The following is a 17694-nucleotide window of genomic DNA, read 5'->3' on the forward strand; positions in this document are numbered from 1 at the left end:
ATAAATGAAAAAAAGTGTAGAACCTCCGTTCTACACTTTTTTCTGTAAATAGAAATAAAACAACACGCCATCAACTGTATTGTGTACTCCATACTCTGCTCCATGAAGTTCTAAAATATTTTTTGAAATGGCAAGTCCAAGACCTGTTCCACCTTGTGAGCGTTTACGAGCTGTATCAACTCGGTAAAAACGATCCCAAATCTTATCTAATTGATCTTCTTCAATATGGGTCCCTTTATTTTCGATACAAACTTTTATGCGACTTGGCTCATCTATTATAGAAATAATAATATCCTCTTTTTCTGGCGTATAACGAATAGCATTCGTGATAAAATTTGTGAGTACTTGTTCTATACGATGGTAATTTGCAATGACTTCAATTGTAGAAAGATGTGTGTGAATACTTAATTGCTTTTTTGTTATCTCCAAAGATAATTGTTCACAGATATGCTGAATGGCTTGGTCAATATAAAAAACATCCATCTGCATTTTATACGTACCAGATTCAAATTTTGCTAACTCAAGCATGTCCACAATTAACATATCCATCTTATCTACTTCTTTTTCCATTGCCTTAAAGTAATACTCCTTCTTATGACTTGCAACACCATCTTTTAAAATAGAAATACAACTTTTCATAATACTTAGAGGAGTCTTTAACTCATGCGATACTCCTGAAATAAATTCTTTTCTTGTATGTTCCAATTGTTTTTCTTTCTCTATGTCTCGCTGTAACTGCTCAATATGTGAATGTAATGTATTTGAAAGTAAATTAATATTTTGAGATAAATCACCAATTTCATCTTTTGACATGACTGGAACCCTTTCCGAGAAATCTAAGTTTGCAATTTTCTTGGTTGTCTTATTTATTTGTAATAAGGGCCTTGCAATCTTTTTTGAATAGTAAAAAGAAGCTAGAAAAATAAGAAGCAGCACAAACATAATAATATAGACATAATACTCTTTTATCATTTGTACAGCTTCATCAACTGGCTGCAACGAAGTCATTGAGAAAATGTATGTTATTGCACCGCTTTTATCCTTTATGGGTTTTATTATAAGCTTATATTTAATATCATTCTGCTCATAATCTATTTCTTGTAATGCATCATTGTTAGTGTTCTTTTTATTTAGTAATAGGTCTGCCTGAAACTCTTGTATCCTTTCCATAAACAAGTTATTTGTATAAGCAAAATTCGATTGTTCATTCCCACCCGAAAGTTGAACCTTTGTAATTTTCCCTTCTAGATATCTTAAAGGTAGTTCTTCTTCAAATGCTCTTTTATATTCATCGGCTTCTTTTTTAGAGAAATCTTTAGATGTAGATTTATTTTTAAGTTTTTGTCCAATTTCATTTATTTTTTTTTCTAATGCCAGATTTATCAAATTTGGAGTTGCTGTTTTGAAGAATGCAGAAAAAGGAATGAATGTAGCATTTTTTTCTATACCTTGCAAAGTAACTGTTTCTCCTAAAGGAAATATTTCATTTGCAATATTCCTCGCATGATCGTCCGCAACCTTGAAATTATACAGTGGTATGGTAATTGTAGAATTAGCGAATTGAGTTTCTTTATTTTTAGACTGATCTAATTTTACTTCTATATAAAAATCATTTACATTCTTTAAATTCCCATTACTATCTAATGTTGTAATCCATGTATTATGTTCTCGATAGAAATCTTGTTCTAACTTTTGAATGGCTTGTGAATTTCCTCCTCTATTTAAATAATCTGTTTCAAAAGATTTCATGTTTGTTTTGATATCATCCACTTTTTTATTGGCATAAAATTGTTTAAAGAATATGGTTTGTCCAGCAAAAATAGTTGCCAAGATCAACATACATAACGCTGTTGTTAACATAAATAATTTTAATACAATCCCTCTTTTCATACTTTATCCTCCAATTTACAAACTGCTCGAACAATGATTATAACACTCTTGGATTTAATTCGTTAGAATTTAAGTGGTGGGTACTTCACTGTCTTTCCCATCTATTCCTTCTGATACTTCATATCCTGAATCTAATTAAAATGACTACTCTGCACACAAAAAGCCAAATTGCTCTTGATTATCAAGAATTTGGCTTTTTTTGGGGGAGAATTATAAAAAACTTTCACAAAATATGACGTTTTTTACAATCGTTTTATTTTTTAATTTCTTTAACTTTAATATTTGCTTGTTTATAAAATGCTAATTTGTTCTGATTATACTCATTCGTGTATTTATTAAATCTATCCTGATCTGAATGAATTTGTTCATAAGACTGATTGATCATTTTTACTTTCTCAGTAATTGATTTAAGTTTTTCATCTTTTGCTTGTAGCATTTTGTACAATTCTTGTTCTAATTGTAATGATTTTTCATAGTCATCATGCAATTTCTTGAAAGATTCAGCACGATTTTTATACATATCTTGAACTTTTTCAGCCTGTTCTTGTAATTTCTTATCTTCTAATTTCTTTATATAGTTATCAACAGACTTCACTTCATTTTGTGCATTTTCTAAGGTAGCTTTCCCTTTCTCTAATACTTTTTTACGATCATGTATGTTTGTTACAGCCTGATCTAATTTTCCCTTCACTACTTGATTATTTTCTTTTCCTTCAAGTGTAATTTGATTATATAACTCTAGTCCTTGCTTTTCTAATGTTGCTAACTTTTTTGTATCTTCGGATAGTGTCTTTTCTTGTTTTGTAGCATTTTCAAATGCTACATATAATTTTTCTTCTGGTTTTGCTCCTAAACAGCCTGACAGCAAGGTTACTGATATCGCTGTTATAAATGCCAGGTTTCTATATATCATCTGCACTTCCTCCTACTTAGATGCGATTATCCTTCTGAAAATTTAATGGGAAATGAGAAGCTTCATCATATACTTCAAATTCATAACCTTTACTACGAAGATCATCAATAATTCCTTGCAACGCCTGCACTGTCTGTGATTTTTCATGCAGTAAAATTACTTCGCGATTTTCGCTAACCTGAGAAATTGTTGTTTGAACCACAGCATCTGGATTTCCTGGGAACCTCCAATCTGAAGAATCTATTGTCCAATCCCACTCTTTCATACCGACATTTACCATTTTGTCTCTTAATGCCTGTGTAAGTCCGGGCATACTCCCATATGGACAACGAACAAGATTTGGATGAATTCCAGTTACTTCTTTCATGATATTTTGCGCTTGTTGCATTTCTTCAACAAATTTGCCTTGGATATACAGCTTTTTATTATCGTGTGTCATACTATGAACACCTGGATAGTGACCTTCATTTACTAAGCGTTTTACGCTTTCTTTATGAGCTGGGATATTTCCACCAATCATAAAGAAAGTTCCTTTTATATTATTACTCTTTAAAATATCTAAGATTTCTTTTTGAAATTGACTTGGTCCATCATCGAATGTTAAGTATGCTACTTTCCGAACCTGACCATTATATTTATCGGGGGCTGTTTTTTTCATTTCTCCTTTTGTTTGCTCACTTGCCAGTTGAACACTATTTTCTTGGTTCATTACCCCTTTGGCAGGTGAAGTGAAGAATTGAAACATAAAAATTCCTAGTGTGATACAAGCAACTATTGATATAATCAACGTTATTTTTAGTCCTTTTGTAAACATTCTAGTATGTCCTTTCTAGTAACCTTTAGTTATATATTTTCTACTGAATAAATTTATTCAGTAAAATTGAAATTTTTAATTATATACTGAATTTTATTTTTGGTTTAGTAGTCTAATTTAACTAGACTACTATTTTTTAAAATATTCTATAACACCATTAACAATTCCAGAGGCTACATCTGCTTGGAATTGTTGTGAATTCATTCGTTCCTCATCTTCTGGGTTTGTAATATAACCTAGCTCAAGTAAAATTGATGGTTGTTGATTTTCTCGTAAAACATAGTAATCGCCAGATTTTACACCTCTATTTTTTGCCTGTATATGTTTGAATAAATGTTCGTGTATCGTTTCTGCCAATGCTTGTTCTTTTAATCCCTTGTAATAGTATGTTGTTACTCCTTTTACATCATTAGTTGTGAAACCGTCATAATGAATGCTAAGAAAGAGATCAGCTGATTTATTGTGAGCAATAGCTACGCGATTTTTTAGTGGTACAAACGTATCATCTTCACGCGTTAAAATTACAGTCATTCCTTTTCCCACGAGCTTTTGTTGAATGTTTTTAGCTGTTTTGAGAGTTATATCTTTTTCTTTTGTTCCTTTTGATCCAATAGATCCAGGATCATTTCCTCCATGTCCTGGATCTATGACGATAACTTTTTTCGATAATGTATCTTCATACATTGTTCCTTTTACTCTTGGACTGAATAAAAAATAGACCGATGTAATACATATAAAAATCAGTATAGGAAATATAATCATTTTTTTGTTCATAAAAAAATCCCCTTTGGATCAACTTGCTTTTGATAATATGTTTACAATTTAATAGATTTTTTTAAAATAAAAATAATATCGTGAGCGTTACAAAACTCTTACAAATATAAATGCAGACGGTAAATTGATAAAATTCCTCCTTCTTGAACCATCTATAATGGGCACAGACCGCAAATCAGAATTAAGCAAATTTCGACATTAAAACAAGTAATTTTAACAACGCTAAGAGCATGTAGTGCAATACAATGTCATTTGTGTTGCATTATATGGAGAAAAACTATTGAAATCGGTCACCAACACAACACAATTTACTTAAAACACGGTTAAAATGACTCAAAAACTTTTAGCATGTTTTTTTCAAAATGGTAGATCCCTATAAATTCTGTAATACCTTCTGGGTATATTTATATGGTATAAGTTTTATATAAAGATTAGATGCAGATAACATGCATTTGTTTTAAAGATTGTTATCTACAAAAGGAGACACAATATACATTCATTAACGTGTATGTCTGTTTTTCTCATATCGATGGGATTTCCGCCCGTTTTTCTATAGAAAATTAAACAGATGAAGTGATTATCATTGATAATTTTTTGGTGTCTTTTGGTAGAGGTTGATAATGTTTGAAGTGGTTATGTGTTAGTGGGCATTATTTAAGTGGTGTTAAATAATTTGTTTTTTAATTTACAAAAATGGCGTGATACAGTTTTGCTAGTGGAGGGTGTATGTACTAAGATAAAGATACGATACAGTCGCTCCTGGTCCCAGCACATTGTGTAGGGATTTTTTCATAAAGAAAAGACATCCAAATGAGTGTCTTTTCTTTAATAATGAAATTCGATAAGTTGTTAGTTTTTTCTGGTGTGATGGGAAGAGTAAACCAAAATTCACTTCCCTGTTTCCCATCTGAGCGATCTTTCACACCACTTTCTCCGTTGTGCATTTCAATTAATGATTTTGTAATGGCGAGTCCGAGACCGAATCCTCCAGATTGTGAACTTCTGGATTGACCTGTTCTAAAAAAACGTTCAAATACGCGTAATTTCATTTCCTTCATTTGGTTCAAAGTGATACCCTATCCCCCAAACCGTATGAATCCAACGATTCTTTATCGTATGTTTCTCCAGCTTCTCACGTAAACGACTCACTAACACGGTTACCGTGTGTGTATCCCCGTCATATTCAAAATCCCAAATGAGTTCAAGAAGTTGCGAACGAGAAAATACTTGTTTTGGATGCTTTGCCATGACATAAAGTACCTCAAACTCTTTCACTGTTAACTCCACTTTATTTTCACAAACAAGTACACATCTCGTCTTTGGATAAATTTTTAAATCCGGAAATTCTATCACTTCTGATAGGAATTCTTTTTCTTGTATCGGTATCTGATTACCTCTCTTTAGTATAATTTGAACCCTTAATACTAATTCACGAGGTGAAAACGGCTTTGTTACATAATCATCCGCACCAATTGTTAAGCCTAAAATTCGATCTCTTTCCTCGCCTTTAGCAGTTAACATAATTATAGGGACATTTGATTGTTGACGAATTTCCTCGCATAATTCCCAGCCATCTTTTTTCGGCATCATCAGATCTAAAAGAATTAAATCTGGTTGATGAGTAAGAAATAAATCCCAGCCTTCCATTTCATTCATAGCTGTGTATACTTCATATCCTTCTCTTTCTAAGTATCGTTTGCATACTTCTCGAATATTTTCTTCATCTTCTATGATTAAAATTCTTTGTTTCATATATAATCCTCTCTTCTTTTTCATCAATCACAAAAGAAATGTTTCTTTTATCTGCTTTCATCTAATAAATCTATGAAACTTAGATATACAGCTGTTATCACTGATAGTATTGTTAGGTTAGAAGCCAGCACTTTGGTCTTCTATTCACTAAAAATTATTAAAAGCGATTCTATAATCCAGATGGTAGTTTTAACAATTGATTCCTCGTATGTTTAGATACGTTCTGTTTATATACCATTTCTAAAAGAATAAATACTGGAGAATGTTCAGTTTGGGGCGTACTTTCTCTATCACCTCTCCTAGCTCTGTAAAAACTGTATCACGCTGTCCACTTCGTACAGTATGACCACTTTCAGAAGGAGCTGTAGTACTATCACTTACAAACATACCAACTCCTTTTTTCAATGTGGTGTCATTGTTCCAGGAAACGCACTTGTTACCGAATATTCTACTGTTAATAGCGCCATCGCATGGATTGATGAAATTTTCTTTTTTATTTTTCTCCTCGTATACTTTTTCACATCCCATTGGATATATTAATAATATATATCCGTTATATAAAGATGAAATGCAGATTACATGCATTTCATTTAAAGATATAATTGCGAAAAGGGAAAATGATAATTGTATCCAAAACACCTATAAATGTGTATATATAAAATTCTTACCTAATTAACTATATTTACATTCAGTTTATAGAAGTTATAAAAATATGTGATGATAGGTAAAGATAACTATAATTTTTTAACACAAACAAAGTACAGCTATTTCTATAATGTATTTTGAGAAAAGTTAAATTTGTATATTTTTTACAAAAATAAGATGTAATTATTATTGAAGAGCAATCTGTAAGTCCCATTGAAATATGTGGTAAATTTACATGGGATATGAAATACATATTCGAAAAGAGATAATGCACTTAATAAAAGTGTTCTTATCTCTTTTTTACTTATATGATGTAGCATCAATTGTGAGGACATTAAACGAACATTTGTTTAAAACATTTCGACTCTGAAAGTATAGTACCTAGAATAAGTGTGAAATTTTTTAAAGCATCTAATTTGTTCAATTTCACGTTTATTGTGTAGATTTTATATAACAAAGAAGAAGTAGGGGGAAAGAAAAACAAAACTGCACAGATATTTAAAAATACATATTTTATTTTTATCAAGTAAAAGACCTCCTGTAACACACTGTTTAGTGGTACGTTACAGGAGACCTTTTATTTCTATAATATAAATATTACACAGATCTTTCAGCAGTCTTATTTTTTTCTGATGTGATGGGAAGAGTAAACCAAAATTCACTTCCCTGTTTTCCATCTGAGCGATTTCTCACACCAATTTCTCCGTTGTGCATTTCAATTAATGATTTTGTAATGGCGAGTCCGAGACCGGATCCTCCAGATTGTGAACTTCTGGATTGATCTGTTCTAAAAAAGCGTTCAAATACACGTAATTGGTCATTTGGAGTAATTCCTTCTCCTTCATCACGCAAAATGAATTGGACTTGTTGCTTCTGCTTATTTTCCTCTACAATCAACTCAATTGTTCCGGAGACAGGAGAATACCGAATCGCATTATCTAACAAATTACTGATAACTCGTGCTATTTTACATGGCATGATTAAAAGTCGAGGTAATGTATCAGGAACATGCAATTGTAAATCAATCTGTTTGTTTGCTGATAAGACAGAGTATGACTCAAGTACATCTAATAGGACTTTGTCCATATGTGTGAAACTTGGATAAAAATCTACTTGTCCAAGTTCTAACTTTGAAAGATCAAATAAGTCATTAATTAATCCACTTAATCGTTTTATTTCTTTTAAGGTCGTCGCTAAGTACTGCTTTTTCATTTCAGGATCTTCAATGAGGTCATCTTGTATTGCTTCTATCATTAATTGCATGCTAGCCATAGGCGTGCGTAAGTCGTGTGAAATATTCGTAATCAGCTCTTTACGTGCTTTTTCCCCTTCTTCTAACTTAGTAAACCCTTCTTCTAACTTTTTTGCCATCTGTTGAAAGGCTGTTGCTAATTCTTTAAACTCCTGTGGTTCTTTTCCAATTATATACATTGTTTCAAATTGTCTATCACTAAATTGTTTCGTTAATGCCATTAAATTTTTGATAGATCTCATGATAGGGCGTGTCATTAACCAGTAAATAAACGTTGAAATCATGAATGCCACAACCGCAATTATTGTTAATAATTTTGTTTGTTCCGGTTCAAGTAACATTTTCGTCTCACTATACCATATAGCCAGTACCATGATACTGGTACTTAATACATTCATCAGTAACAATTGAATACGTAATCTCATGTTTCACTTCCTCCATTTGGTTCAAAACGATATCCTATCCCCCAAACCGTGTGAATCCAACGACTCTTTATCGTATGCTTCTCCAGCTTGTCACGTAAACGACTCACTACCACGGTGACTGTGTTTGTAATCCCTTCATGTTCAGTACCCCAAATGAGTTCAAGAAGTTGTGAGCGAGAAAATACTTATTTTGGATGCTTTGCCATGACATAAAGTACTTCAAACTCTTTCACTGTTAAATCCACTTCATGTTCACAAACAAGTACACATCTCGTCTTTGGATAAATTTTTAAATCTGGAAATTCTATCACTTCTGATAGGGATTCTTTTGCTTGTATCGGTATCTGGTTGCCTCTTCTTAGTATAATTTGAGCCCTTAATACTAATTCACGAGGTGAAAACGGCTTTGATAGATAATCATCTGCATCCATTGTTAAGCCTAACATTCGATCTCTTCCCTCGCCCTTGGCAGTTAACATAATAATAGGGACATTTGATTGTTGACGAATTTCCTCGCATAATTCCCATCCTTCTTTTTCGGCATCATCAAATCTAAAATAATTAAATCTGGTTGATGAGTAAGAAATAAATCCCAACCTTCTGTTCCATTTACAGCGGTATATACTTCATATCCTTCTCTTTCTAAGTACCGTTTGCATACTTCTCGAATATTTTCTTCATCTTCTACGATTAAAATTCTTTTTTTCATCTGTAATCATCTCTTCTTTTCACCAATAATACAAAATGTTCTCTTATATGCTTTCATCTAATAAATATGTAAACATCCCCCTACTCAAGTAGGTGGCATCACGCTCGGCTAAGATCCGACTAAAGTTCGTTACAACAAACAAAACTTATAAGGCTAAAGTTGATACCGTCTAAAGACGGTGGTTTTTAACCACTCGTTTGGAAAATAAAATTTAGATATGAAGATGTAACAACTGATCGTATCACTAAATCAGAATCTCACACTTCGGTCTTTAAATAACTAAAAATTCGAAAAATACTATATAATCCAGATGATAATTTTAACATTGGTTTATTTATATGACTAGATAAATAATCTAAATCGTCGTATTTATCTAGTCATACAAACAGAAATTTTAAATCAGATTTTTTTACGAAGATTATTCATTTATCCTGTCAGAATCGACTTTATGATGTATCTGTTGTCCAAGATCTTTATAATCATAAGATTGTATCTTGAAAAGGCCTATATAAGACGCTACTCTGCATTCTGAATCAGTTTTTCAATATATATACATCTAACCTACCGTATAAAAGCTTACAATCTGATAAGAAGTCGTTCCCATAAGGAAATGATTTGGATCATGCTTATATTGAATATTTTTTTCGCATTTAAAAACAGAGACAGCCAATTTTTAGAATGTCAAGTCAAAGAACAATGGGTTCAAACAATTGAAAGCGATATATAATTCTACAATAACAAAAAATCACAGAAAAAAACAAATCAGTGTGCCCCGATTCTATATCGAAACACACTGATAGCTTCGCCTTTTTAGAGATGTCCACTTTACAGAAACAAAACCAATATTCACCTAAATTAGGGTCCAGTAAATGTTGACAAGTCCAAAATCAGCCTACATTCTTGTGTCTAACTTTTTGGGTTCCGTTCATTACCGGTGTTTTTTTAAACTTTGCAACAAAACCGTTCCCCTTTACTTAGCTTTTTCGAAAGTCACTCTATTGTTATCCTTACTACCATATGACACATAACCGTTAAAATGCGACCCTATATAGTTACCATCAGATTGTAGTGCCCAATCCCCATTGGAAGTACTGCCGAAACGGGCATCTACATGATCAAATTTAAAAGTACTTGCATTTTGTTTTTGGTCTAAACGGATATAACTATCATGAAGTTTTAAATATGAATAGCCTGAATGAACACTATTTTGAAATTTAATGTTTACCTCTTCACCTTTTTTGATTGGTTGTCCAGGTTTAGGCTGCCCTTTTCTTTCAATAATTACATTAACTGGTTTAAGGTAATTCCCAGCAACCGCAAGGTATTCCCAATTATCATTTCCTTTATAACTTTGCACAGGATATCCATTAGATTTCATAGTATAAGGAGTTCCCTCTACAATAAGTTCATCGCTGTATTGAAGTTTCAAATAATCTTCATATTCTTTATTATATGTAACAACTGTAGAAATTTTTTGTGTCGGAAGTTTCTTTTGTGCATCATTGATTTCAAATGTAACTTGTTGTGTTGGATTGAAATCATTCAAACTTACAGTTTCTTTAGACTCATATACGTTTCCTTTTTTCACTAATGTTACTTGTTGTGTTTGTTTGGACTTTTTATTTTCAAAAGAAGCAGAGATTTCATTACTTGCTCCGAATAAGCCAGGCACGACTGATGCATAAAACTTTTTCGTAAATGGATTATAAGCACTATGTGACAACTCCGGTTGCTGAATTTTTGTGAAAACACCGACTTTTGTCCTTTTCGAAACATGAGATTCTTTAACATTTTCTAGCATATCTTTCGCAATGATAGTTTGTTTTCCTTCGCTATTCTCTATAAATTCATTTATCTTTGTAGAATCTACTTTAACATGCTTAAGAACCTCGTTAAACGTTAAATTTTTATCACTACTAGTATTGTCTGGTGCATACATTCTAAACTTCGGTTTATTCCCGATATCAGTCTCTAGTAATGCAGTAGCAGAATTTACATCAGATTCATATTTCCCTGAATCTCCTAAAGTTATATATTTTCCATCTTCCTGCATATACAAGTCCATTGTACTCGTAGGTAGTACTTCAACAGAAAGAGGGGCACCTTGTTCAACAGCTTTTAATTGATCTAACGATAAATAAATCTTTACATCTGGGTTATTCTCTACACTGTCTACCAATACTTCTGTTGTATTTCTTCCACCTTTTTCTGTACTTAACTGATTTGCTTTATAACGTTCTTGTGTTCCCTTTGATGTATGGATAATATCTTCTCCTAAACGAATGTTAAAATGAGGTGAAACATTTTGAGCAGACGCCGTCCCTGTATTTTTATATTCTAACTGTATGCTCACTTGCGCTGCTTTTGCTGAATCAACAGTTTTTGCGGTAGACCAATCAAGATTAGAAGAATATCTTTCTGTATCTGTTGATGTTTTCGAGTATCCATAACTTACATTTACTGAGGCCTTTCCAGAAGGAACAGGACCAGCTGCTGAACCTTCAGCACCACCTTCTACACCTGCTCCTATACCAAACGAATGTTGTGTCGATACACTTTTTTCCCAACCTTGATTAATGGACCCACCGTTTGAATCCGTAATAGCCGCAAGAGGAGTAACCCCAATACGTTTTATGCCAATTTGTAAATTCGGTATATTTGCAACCATTGGATTAAACTCAGTATCAGAGTTACTGCCATAATACTGAACTTCATATGCATCTGAAAAAGGATCTAGATCCGAATTCGCGCTCATAGGATTTGTGATAAATTTTAATTTATCTTTGTCTCGCTCTGGATCCCATGCCTGCGCTTCATTTTTCCCAGTTTGTCGATTGAACTCAATTTTATAGCCTTTTATCTCTAAGTCGTTAGAAATACCATCTTCATCCCAATCGTTATTTTGTAATTTAATTTTTTCAGTAGACATCGTTCCCTTTTTTCCGTCAGTTCCATAAATAAGATCTTTTCCTTCTTTTGCATTTGCATCCTCTTTGAACATTTCAATTGTGCTTCCTGCATCTGGTTGCTTTATATCTGCTAAAGCAGGAGATGCTAAAGTCAGTGCCATCGTTACACTACCTAATACACTAAGTGCTGGTTTTAATTTTTTCATTTTCGCTTTCCTCCAAGTTTCCTATATAAAAATCCAATATTGTTAAGAGCTTACGCTCTAATTAACTTGATTTCATCATATCTATTAAAGCTCACAAAACTCTCACAAAAGTCTTGCAAATGTATAAAAAAATTATATAAAGAAATAAAAGTAGAGATGATAAATCAAAATCCAATTTATCATTTCCCGACAGGATTCTCGTTGGAGGACTTCAACATACTTTCTCAGTGTGCTGTCGCTCACTTCTAAGCGACTATAGACATCTTTAGCGGTATAAACAATTTCCAAATCCGACATAGCGCTACAACACCTCCTAGGAAACAATATTCCATGGTGTTTTATAAATTTCTGCAAAGAAAAAAGCCCTACATTTGTAGGACTAAATAGCTTTTGCGGCTCTGTTGCAAAGTTTTCGAAACTCAAGTACACTTTGCAACAGAACCATAAAATCACTTTCGATATATTTATCTTATTATATATATCTTTCAATTTACTTTTATAAATGTTACAAAAACCTTTCAAAGGTCTGACGTATTTGCTGATGAAACTAACAAACAAGGAAACCCGCATGTTCATTAGATTTATAGTTAATCTTTTTAATTAAATATATAAATTATATATTTATGTAATATTTCATAAAACATTGGTTGTTTATTCTATTATAATATTCAAGGGTAGTAGACGAAATGCAACATAATAATTTATCAGACGGAGAGAGAATAATCATATGTATCCAAAATTCATTGACAAAATGGCGTTTTCGAAGGCGCATAAAGAGTTATTAATTAAACTGTATAATAAAGAAATTTCAAGAAGCGAGTATAATCAATTGGTAGATGCTTTTTATCGTCCACAACAAAAGTAAATATGAAGTAAGTGTTTATGGTTTTATGTCTTTTATAGCAACGAAGTTCATTTTTATCATTTTTTGGGCAAGCTGTTCTGTTAGGTTGATGGGCATGTGGCGGTACCACACATCCATCAACTTAAGAATATTTACTACCCATTATTGTTAAAAACGTTATTCTTTCTAGATTAATAAGAAAGGATAACACACAAAAAGTAGCCCTAAAATATACACCACTCATGTAGTATATTTTAGGGCTACTTGACGTTTACTATACCTCCTTATTAAGAAAGGATTAGGTTTCAACACCTAACCCTTTTCATACGTTTATTTTTGTTTTACGAAACGGTATATTTGGAAATTCTCGCCATCAAACAGTTGCATTTTATTATCTCCAAAATTTTGGACTTTTAATGCTATAATATGTCTTTCTGAATCAATAGGTTTTCCCTCTGCATATGCTTGTTTAATAGTTAACATTAATTCAGAAGAGTCTTTACGGTATACCCAAGTCCCTGTTACATAATTCTTTTTACTAGGATACTCGGCTCTTGCATAAGTTTCAAATGTGTTACCTTTAAAGATAAATGTAGGTATAAATTTACCGTCTTTTTCAAAACCCCAACTACCTTCAAACTCTTTACCTTCTTTTGTTGTGTTTTTCTTAACAGCATCTATGTCAATACCGGCTTTTCTATCTAAATCTTTTAAATCTTGTTCAGTTACCGTACCGTCACCTTCACTTACTGTTTTCCTAGTACCGATTGATTTCTTATCGTTAATAACGTTCTCGAACTTTGACCAACACTCTTTTGCTTTTTTCAATTCTTCATCAGACTCTTTTACCATCGCTAAATGTGATGATGTAGTTTTGTCTTTAGCACCATATATTTTCTTATTGAGTTCAAATGATTTTTTAAAGTGATTCATTGATTCTGCTACGTTTTTATGTACATCTTCATACTCACTAGGAGGTTCGATATTTAAGACCTTATCAGTTACCGTTATTAAACCGTCAAGTTGACTTTGTAGTGTTTCTAAGGAACTATCTTGGGTACTTTTTCTTGCAGGGCGGTTTAGTATCCGTTCGTGCTCTGTATACTTCCTATTAAAATCTAGACAAAGTTCATAGACTTTGTTAGGGTAGTCCTCTTTTGAAAGCTTTACTTTCTTATTTTCTTGTTTTGCTTCAACTTTTGACTTATTATCAGTCGATGCTTTATCTACCCCACCACATCCCGCTAATAGCATGATAGGGATTGCTACCGATAGTACTTTGTTTCGTTTCATAGTTTACTAGTCCCCTTTTGGCATGATACATTTATTTTTTCTTTACTAACCTAATATTATCTTTTGCCTTACCGTCATTTAATTCAAGCTTACCGTTTTCTTGAAAAACATATATAGATTTTGCAATAACGGTAAATGAACAGACTTCGTTTATAACACCATCAAATCCTTTAAGTGGTATTACGTTGACTTATAAGGGGCACACATCCTAAAACGAAATGCTTACTATGATTATTTAATAAATACTTTCATAATTTGATCTGCGGAGGCTGTATCTAAACGCCATTGATTTTTTCCGTGTTTCAGCATAGTAATTTTAACTGTTTCTTCCGTATCACCAGGTCTTGCTTCTGGTATTAACTGTACTACATAATCGAATAATTTCTTCGTCAACTCCTCTTTGGTGATATTTGGATTTTGATTTGCGATTGTCATCGCTTCACTTTGAAATCTAGATTTCAACTCGTTCAACATAATTGGTTTCGCTTTTAGTTCAACTTGAGCTCTATCTCCATCTAGGGATACTACCTTCGTTTCAAATTTCACATTTTTTTGGAATGCTGTTTTTAAAGTTTTATAGTAATTTAACATCCCTTGCTCATCGATTTGATTGTTAAACATTCTTTCATTTGTTCTTTTAAAAGAAGATTCTACTTCTTTCACAAACGCAGTACCATCTTCGCCTGATAAATCATTAATTTTGTTAGAATCTTTATCATAGAAGGCTGCATTTAAATATGCGGTCAAAGCCTCAGCAGGTCTTTGTAGCTCTTTTGCTTTTTCCGCCAATTCTTTTCCTTGGATTTTAAATGAAATTTTCTCTTCTTTTTCTTTTTTCGGATCCATAATGTACTTTTTATAAACCAATTCATAAGAAGACGAATCTTTCACATTATAATAAATGGTTCCAGATACTTTTTTCCCGTTATCGACATCTCCTCCTTTTAACTCATTTGGATCTGACGTATAATAAAGGTTCGTTTTTTCATCTTTTTGGTATAGTGAAAAATCTTGTGGCAACATTTTAATTACCTTATCACCTTTATTTTTCAAACTCACCTTCACCTTTAAAACTCTGTCATTTGTTTGCTTCGCAAATTGTCCTGGTAAGACAAATTCCGCACTTTCTAATTTCAGCTCAATATTTTGTGTTTTTCCTGTATCCCCAACTCCATATACCTTATTCTCTTTTACTTCCGTTGAGCTTTTGGATGAATCGCAACCACTTACAAAACCTACTGTAAGAATAGCTGCAAAACAAACACTCATAAACTGCTTAATCTTCATACTGCATTTCCACCTTTCCCCTTAACAACTTTAAGAATTTTTTCTCAACATTCCCATTTTATAACAAAGTCGAAAGATTTGTACATATCCTAGCATTCACTTTTCGTTAAAGATTAATATCAGGATATTATGTTTGTTCTCGCTGATTATTAGCCTTCTGAACCGAACTTTTACGAACAGTTGGTTCCTCTTGTATCTCTTTGAAGACTGCTGTGAAATTCTTAATTTGAAATAAACAAAGGAGTGCTTATTTCTATAAAATAAGCACTCCTTTTATTTGTAAACGTCAAGTAACTTTAATAGATGTTTTTCCATAAAAAAACCTCCACATATAGTATGTAAGGAGATTATCTCATTGGTTATTTTCAAATGGCAGGTGGGGAATAGTCGAGTAGGCCCAGGGGATGTCCCCCTGAGCCTCTCAAAGAACCGAACGTGAAAGTCTCCCTTCATTCGGCTCTTGTTATCCAATTGTCGGACGTATCCCCATTTGCCAGTGATAAAACAGGTTTGGTTGTGATTTTGCCATACGTACTAAATATCTAAAGGCTTTAGCTTTGCTTCTTTTCACCGTTTTATACTTAAACCTGATAAATCTGACTAATGTGAGATTCACAAAGTCTAGTATCTTTCTTGCCTCACTTACACAGAATTTTATAAAGTAATTTGCCCAACCACGTAAGATTGGATTCATAATGTCTGCTAGTTCCTCTAATGAGTATAGTTTATTCCGCTTTCTTATCTCGCGGATTTTATCTTTAAGGTGTTGTCCAGCACTTTTACTAACTGCAGGAGTAAAGACATGAAAAAATGTTCCGTATTTACTCTTGGCCCATCTCCTTCGAAATGTGTAGCCTAGAAAGTCAAACGATTCATGCTCATGTCGTTTTGAGAAATTATCACTTCTACAGTAGACGACTTTCGTCTTTTCTGGATGTAACTCTAACTTACATGACATCATTCTTTCTTTGAGCTTTTCTAAGAGTCTTTCTGCTTCCTCTTTGGTTTGACAATGTATCACTGCATCAATGGCAGAGCGATTAGGTCTATATCCATAAGAATCAGCACAGAATATCGATTCAACAAGTGGCTCAAAATTCATACGAACTACCATTTGGGCAATTCTATCACTAATAGTTGGAATACCTAGCAATCTCTTTTTCCCGTTCTTCTTCGGTATTTCTACTCCTTTTACTGGATTAGGAAAATAGCTACCCGAAGACATTCTATTCCAAAGCTTGTACAAATTATTCTTCAAATCCTTATCAAACTCTGTGAAGTCAACTCCATCAATACCTCCAGCACCTCGATTCGCTTTTACACGTTTGTATGCTTCCAGTACTTGATATTGTGAAATCTCAAACGATTTTCCTTCTTTCATTAAATCCTCCCATTTCTGGTTGTTCAATTTCTGAAGTATAGATAACAGAGTCCCTTCGCTCCATTGCCATTACAGCCATTTCATCACTACTACGGATTCTTCCGCATCTGTATTCTGCATCACTACTTTCATCCTTGTCAGTTCATCGCTTGGATTTTTCACTTATCATCAGAATACAAACTTCTCCTGTTCCTTGTAAAAACCTGTGCCATACTCCTGCAACCTTTACGCCGACAGCCACCTGAACAGTAATCAGGTTTCTTTCAGACTCTTCCTAGAGGTGTCAAAAGCCCCTAGTTTTGACTGTATAAAAGTAGTAACGACGCTTCATCGGATTGTTCACTCTCGTTCAGCTTTATGGCACACACCTGACTAATCTCTGTTAGCCTTTTCCATTTGCGCTCAGTACCACAACTTTTGATTGCAGCACCCAAAGGTGGTTTGAAACCTGTACCTGAATACCGATTTCGAGGGCCTTTCCTCATCTCTTACAAAGCATGAATTTCTCGCATTTTTTCCCACTCCTTTCCGTGCAAGAAATCCTTCAGGACACACTTTGACGCTTACATTAATAAAAGATAAATAACAAAATCAAAAGCC

The 17694-nt window shown here is 33.1% G+C and carries 12 protein-coding genes and 4 pseudogenes; 1 reads left to right on the forward strand and 15 read right to left on the reverse strand.

Features of this window, described 5'->3' with window-relative positions; all coding sequences use genetic code 11:
• Window positions 1–30: 30 nt before the first annotated feature.
• From ORL93_RS09735 to ORL93_RS31505, 11 genes and pseudogenes are all read right to left on the reverse strand, one after another.
• A complete protein-coding gene (locus ORL93_RS09735) occupies window positions 31–1890 on the reverse strand; it encodes a sensor histidine kinase (RefSeq protein ID WP_098161495.1) in 1860 nt (619 codons plus the stop codon).
• 253 nt (window positions 1891–2143) lie between these two features.
• Window positions 2144–2803 (reverse strand): YkyA family protein, encoded by a 660-nt coding sequence (locus ORL93_RS09740; protein WP_040119254.1) that lies wholly within the window; start codon window positions 2801–2803, stop codon window positions 2144–2146.
• Window positions 2804–2819: 16 nt separating this feature from the next.
• Complete coding sequence (locus tag ORL93_RS09745; RefSeq protein ID WP_040119253.1) at window positions 2820–3617, reverse strand: peptidoglycan-N-acetylglucosamine deacetylase; 798 nt, start codon at window positions 3615–3617, stop codon at window positions 2820–2822.
• Window positions 3618–3746: 129 nt separating this feature from the next.
• The gene (locus tag ORL93_RS09750; RefSeq protein ID WP_033799374.1) at window positions 3747–4391 is read right to left on the reverse strand and encodes an N-acetylmuramoyl-L-alanine amidase family protein; all 645 of its coding nucleotides are present in this window, start codon (window positions 4389–4391) and stop codon (window positions 3747–3749) included.
• An 854-nt stretch (window positions 4392–5245) separates the two neighbouring features.
• Window positions 5246–5437, reverse strand: a pseudogene (locus tag ORL93_RS09755) (ATP-binding protein); the annotation flags it as partial.
• Window positions 5421–6143 carry a response regulator transcription factor gene (locus ORL93_RS09760; protein WP_265958981.1) on the reverse strand — a complete coding sequence of 241 codons (723 nt, stop codon included), beginning with the start codon at window positions 6141–6143 and terminating at the stop codon, window positions 5421–5423. The gene ORL93_RS09760 and the pseudogene ORL93_RS09755, both read right to left, overlap by 17 nt.
• Before the next feature lie 282 nt (window positions 6144–6425).
• Window positions 6426–6560: pseudogene (locus ORL93_RS09765) on the reverse strand (class D sortase); the annotation flags it as partial.
• Between the two features lie 825 nt (window positions 6561–7385).
• The gene (locus tag ORL93_RS09770; RefSeq protein ID WP_033799372.1) at window positions 7386–8465 is read right to left on the reverse strand and encodes a sensor histidine kinase; all 1080 of its coding nucleotides are present in this window, start codon (window positions 8463–8465) and stop codon (window positions 7386–7388) included.
• A pseudogene (locus ORL93_RS09775) lies at window positions 8462–9174 on the reverse strand (response regulator transcription factor). Before ORL93_RS09775 ends, ORL93_RS09770 begins: the two are co-directional and overlap by 4 nt.
• 970 nt (window positions 9175–10144) lie before the next feature.
• The gene (locus tag ORL93_RS09780) at window positions 10145–12289 is read right to left on the reverse strand and encodes a binary toxin-like calcium binding domain-containing protein (RefSeq protein WP_265958982.1); all 2145 of its coding nucleotides are present in this window, start codon (window positions 12287–12289) and stop codon (window positions 10145–10147) included.
• 195 nt (window positions 12290–12484) lie between these two features.
• A pseudogene (locus ORL93_RS31505) lies at window positions 12485–12586 on the reverse strand (DUF3967 domain-containing protein); the annotation flags it as partial.
• Window positions 12587–13016: 430 nt separating this feature from the next.
• Here ORL93_RS31505 and ORL93_RS09785 point away from each other — a divergent pair.
• Window positions 13017–13154 (forward strand): hypothetical protein, encoded by a 138-nt coding sequence (locus tag ORL93_RS09785; RefSeq protein ID WP_003202758.1) that lies wholly within the window; start codon window positions 13017–13019, stop codon window positions 13152–13154.
• A 309-nt stretch (window positions 13155–13463) separates the two neighbouring features.
• Here ORL93_RS09785 and ORL93_RS09790 read toward each other — a convergent pair whose 3' ends face one another.
• From ORL93_RS09790 to ORL93_RS09805, 4 genes are all read right to left on the reverse strand, one after another.
• Complete coding sequence (locus ORL93_RS09790; RefSeq protein ID WP_265958983.1) at window positions 13464–14426, reverse strand: DUF3994 domain-containing protein; 963 nt, start codon at window positions 14424–14426, stop codon at window positions 13464–13466.
• A gap of 231 nt (window positions 14427–14657) precedes the next feature.
• On the reverse strand, window positions 14658–15713 hold the full coding sequence (locus tag ORL93_RS09795) for a DUF5105 domain-containing protein (RefSeq protein WP_265958984.1): 1056 nt from the start codon (window positions 15711–15713) through the stop codon (window positions 14658–14660).
• Between the two features lie 463 nt (window positions 15714–16176).
• Window positions 16177–17121, reverse strand: coding sequence for a group II intron maturase-specific domain-containing protein (locus tag ORL93_RS09800; protein WP_260988445.1), 945 nt, complete (start codon window positions 17119–17121; stop codon window positions 16177–16179).
• Window positions 17122–17387: 266 nt separating this feature from the next.
• Complete coding sequence (locus ORL93_RS09805) at window positions 17388–17579, reverse strand: hypothetical protein (RefSeq protein ID WP_265958985.1); 192 nt, start codon at window positions 17577–17579, stop codon at window positions 17388–17390.
• Window positions 17580–17694: the final 115 nt, after the last annotated feature.

The organism is Bacillus sp. DHT2 (genome assembly GCF_026241455.1).
Lineage (GTDB): Bacteria > Bacillota > Bacilli > Bacillales > Bacillaceae_G > Bacillus_A > Bacillus_A pseudomycoides.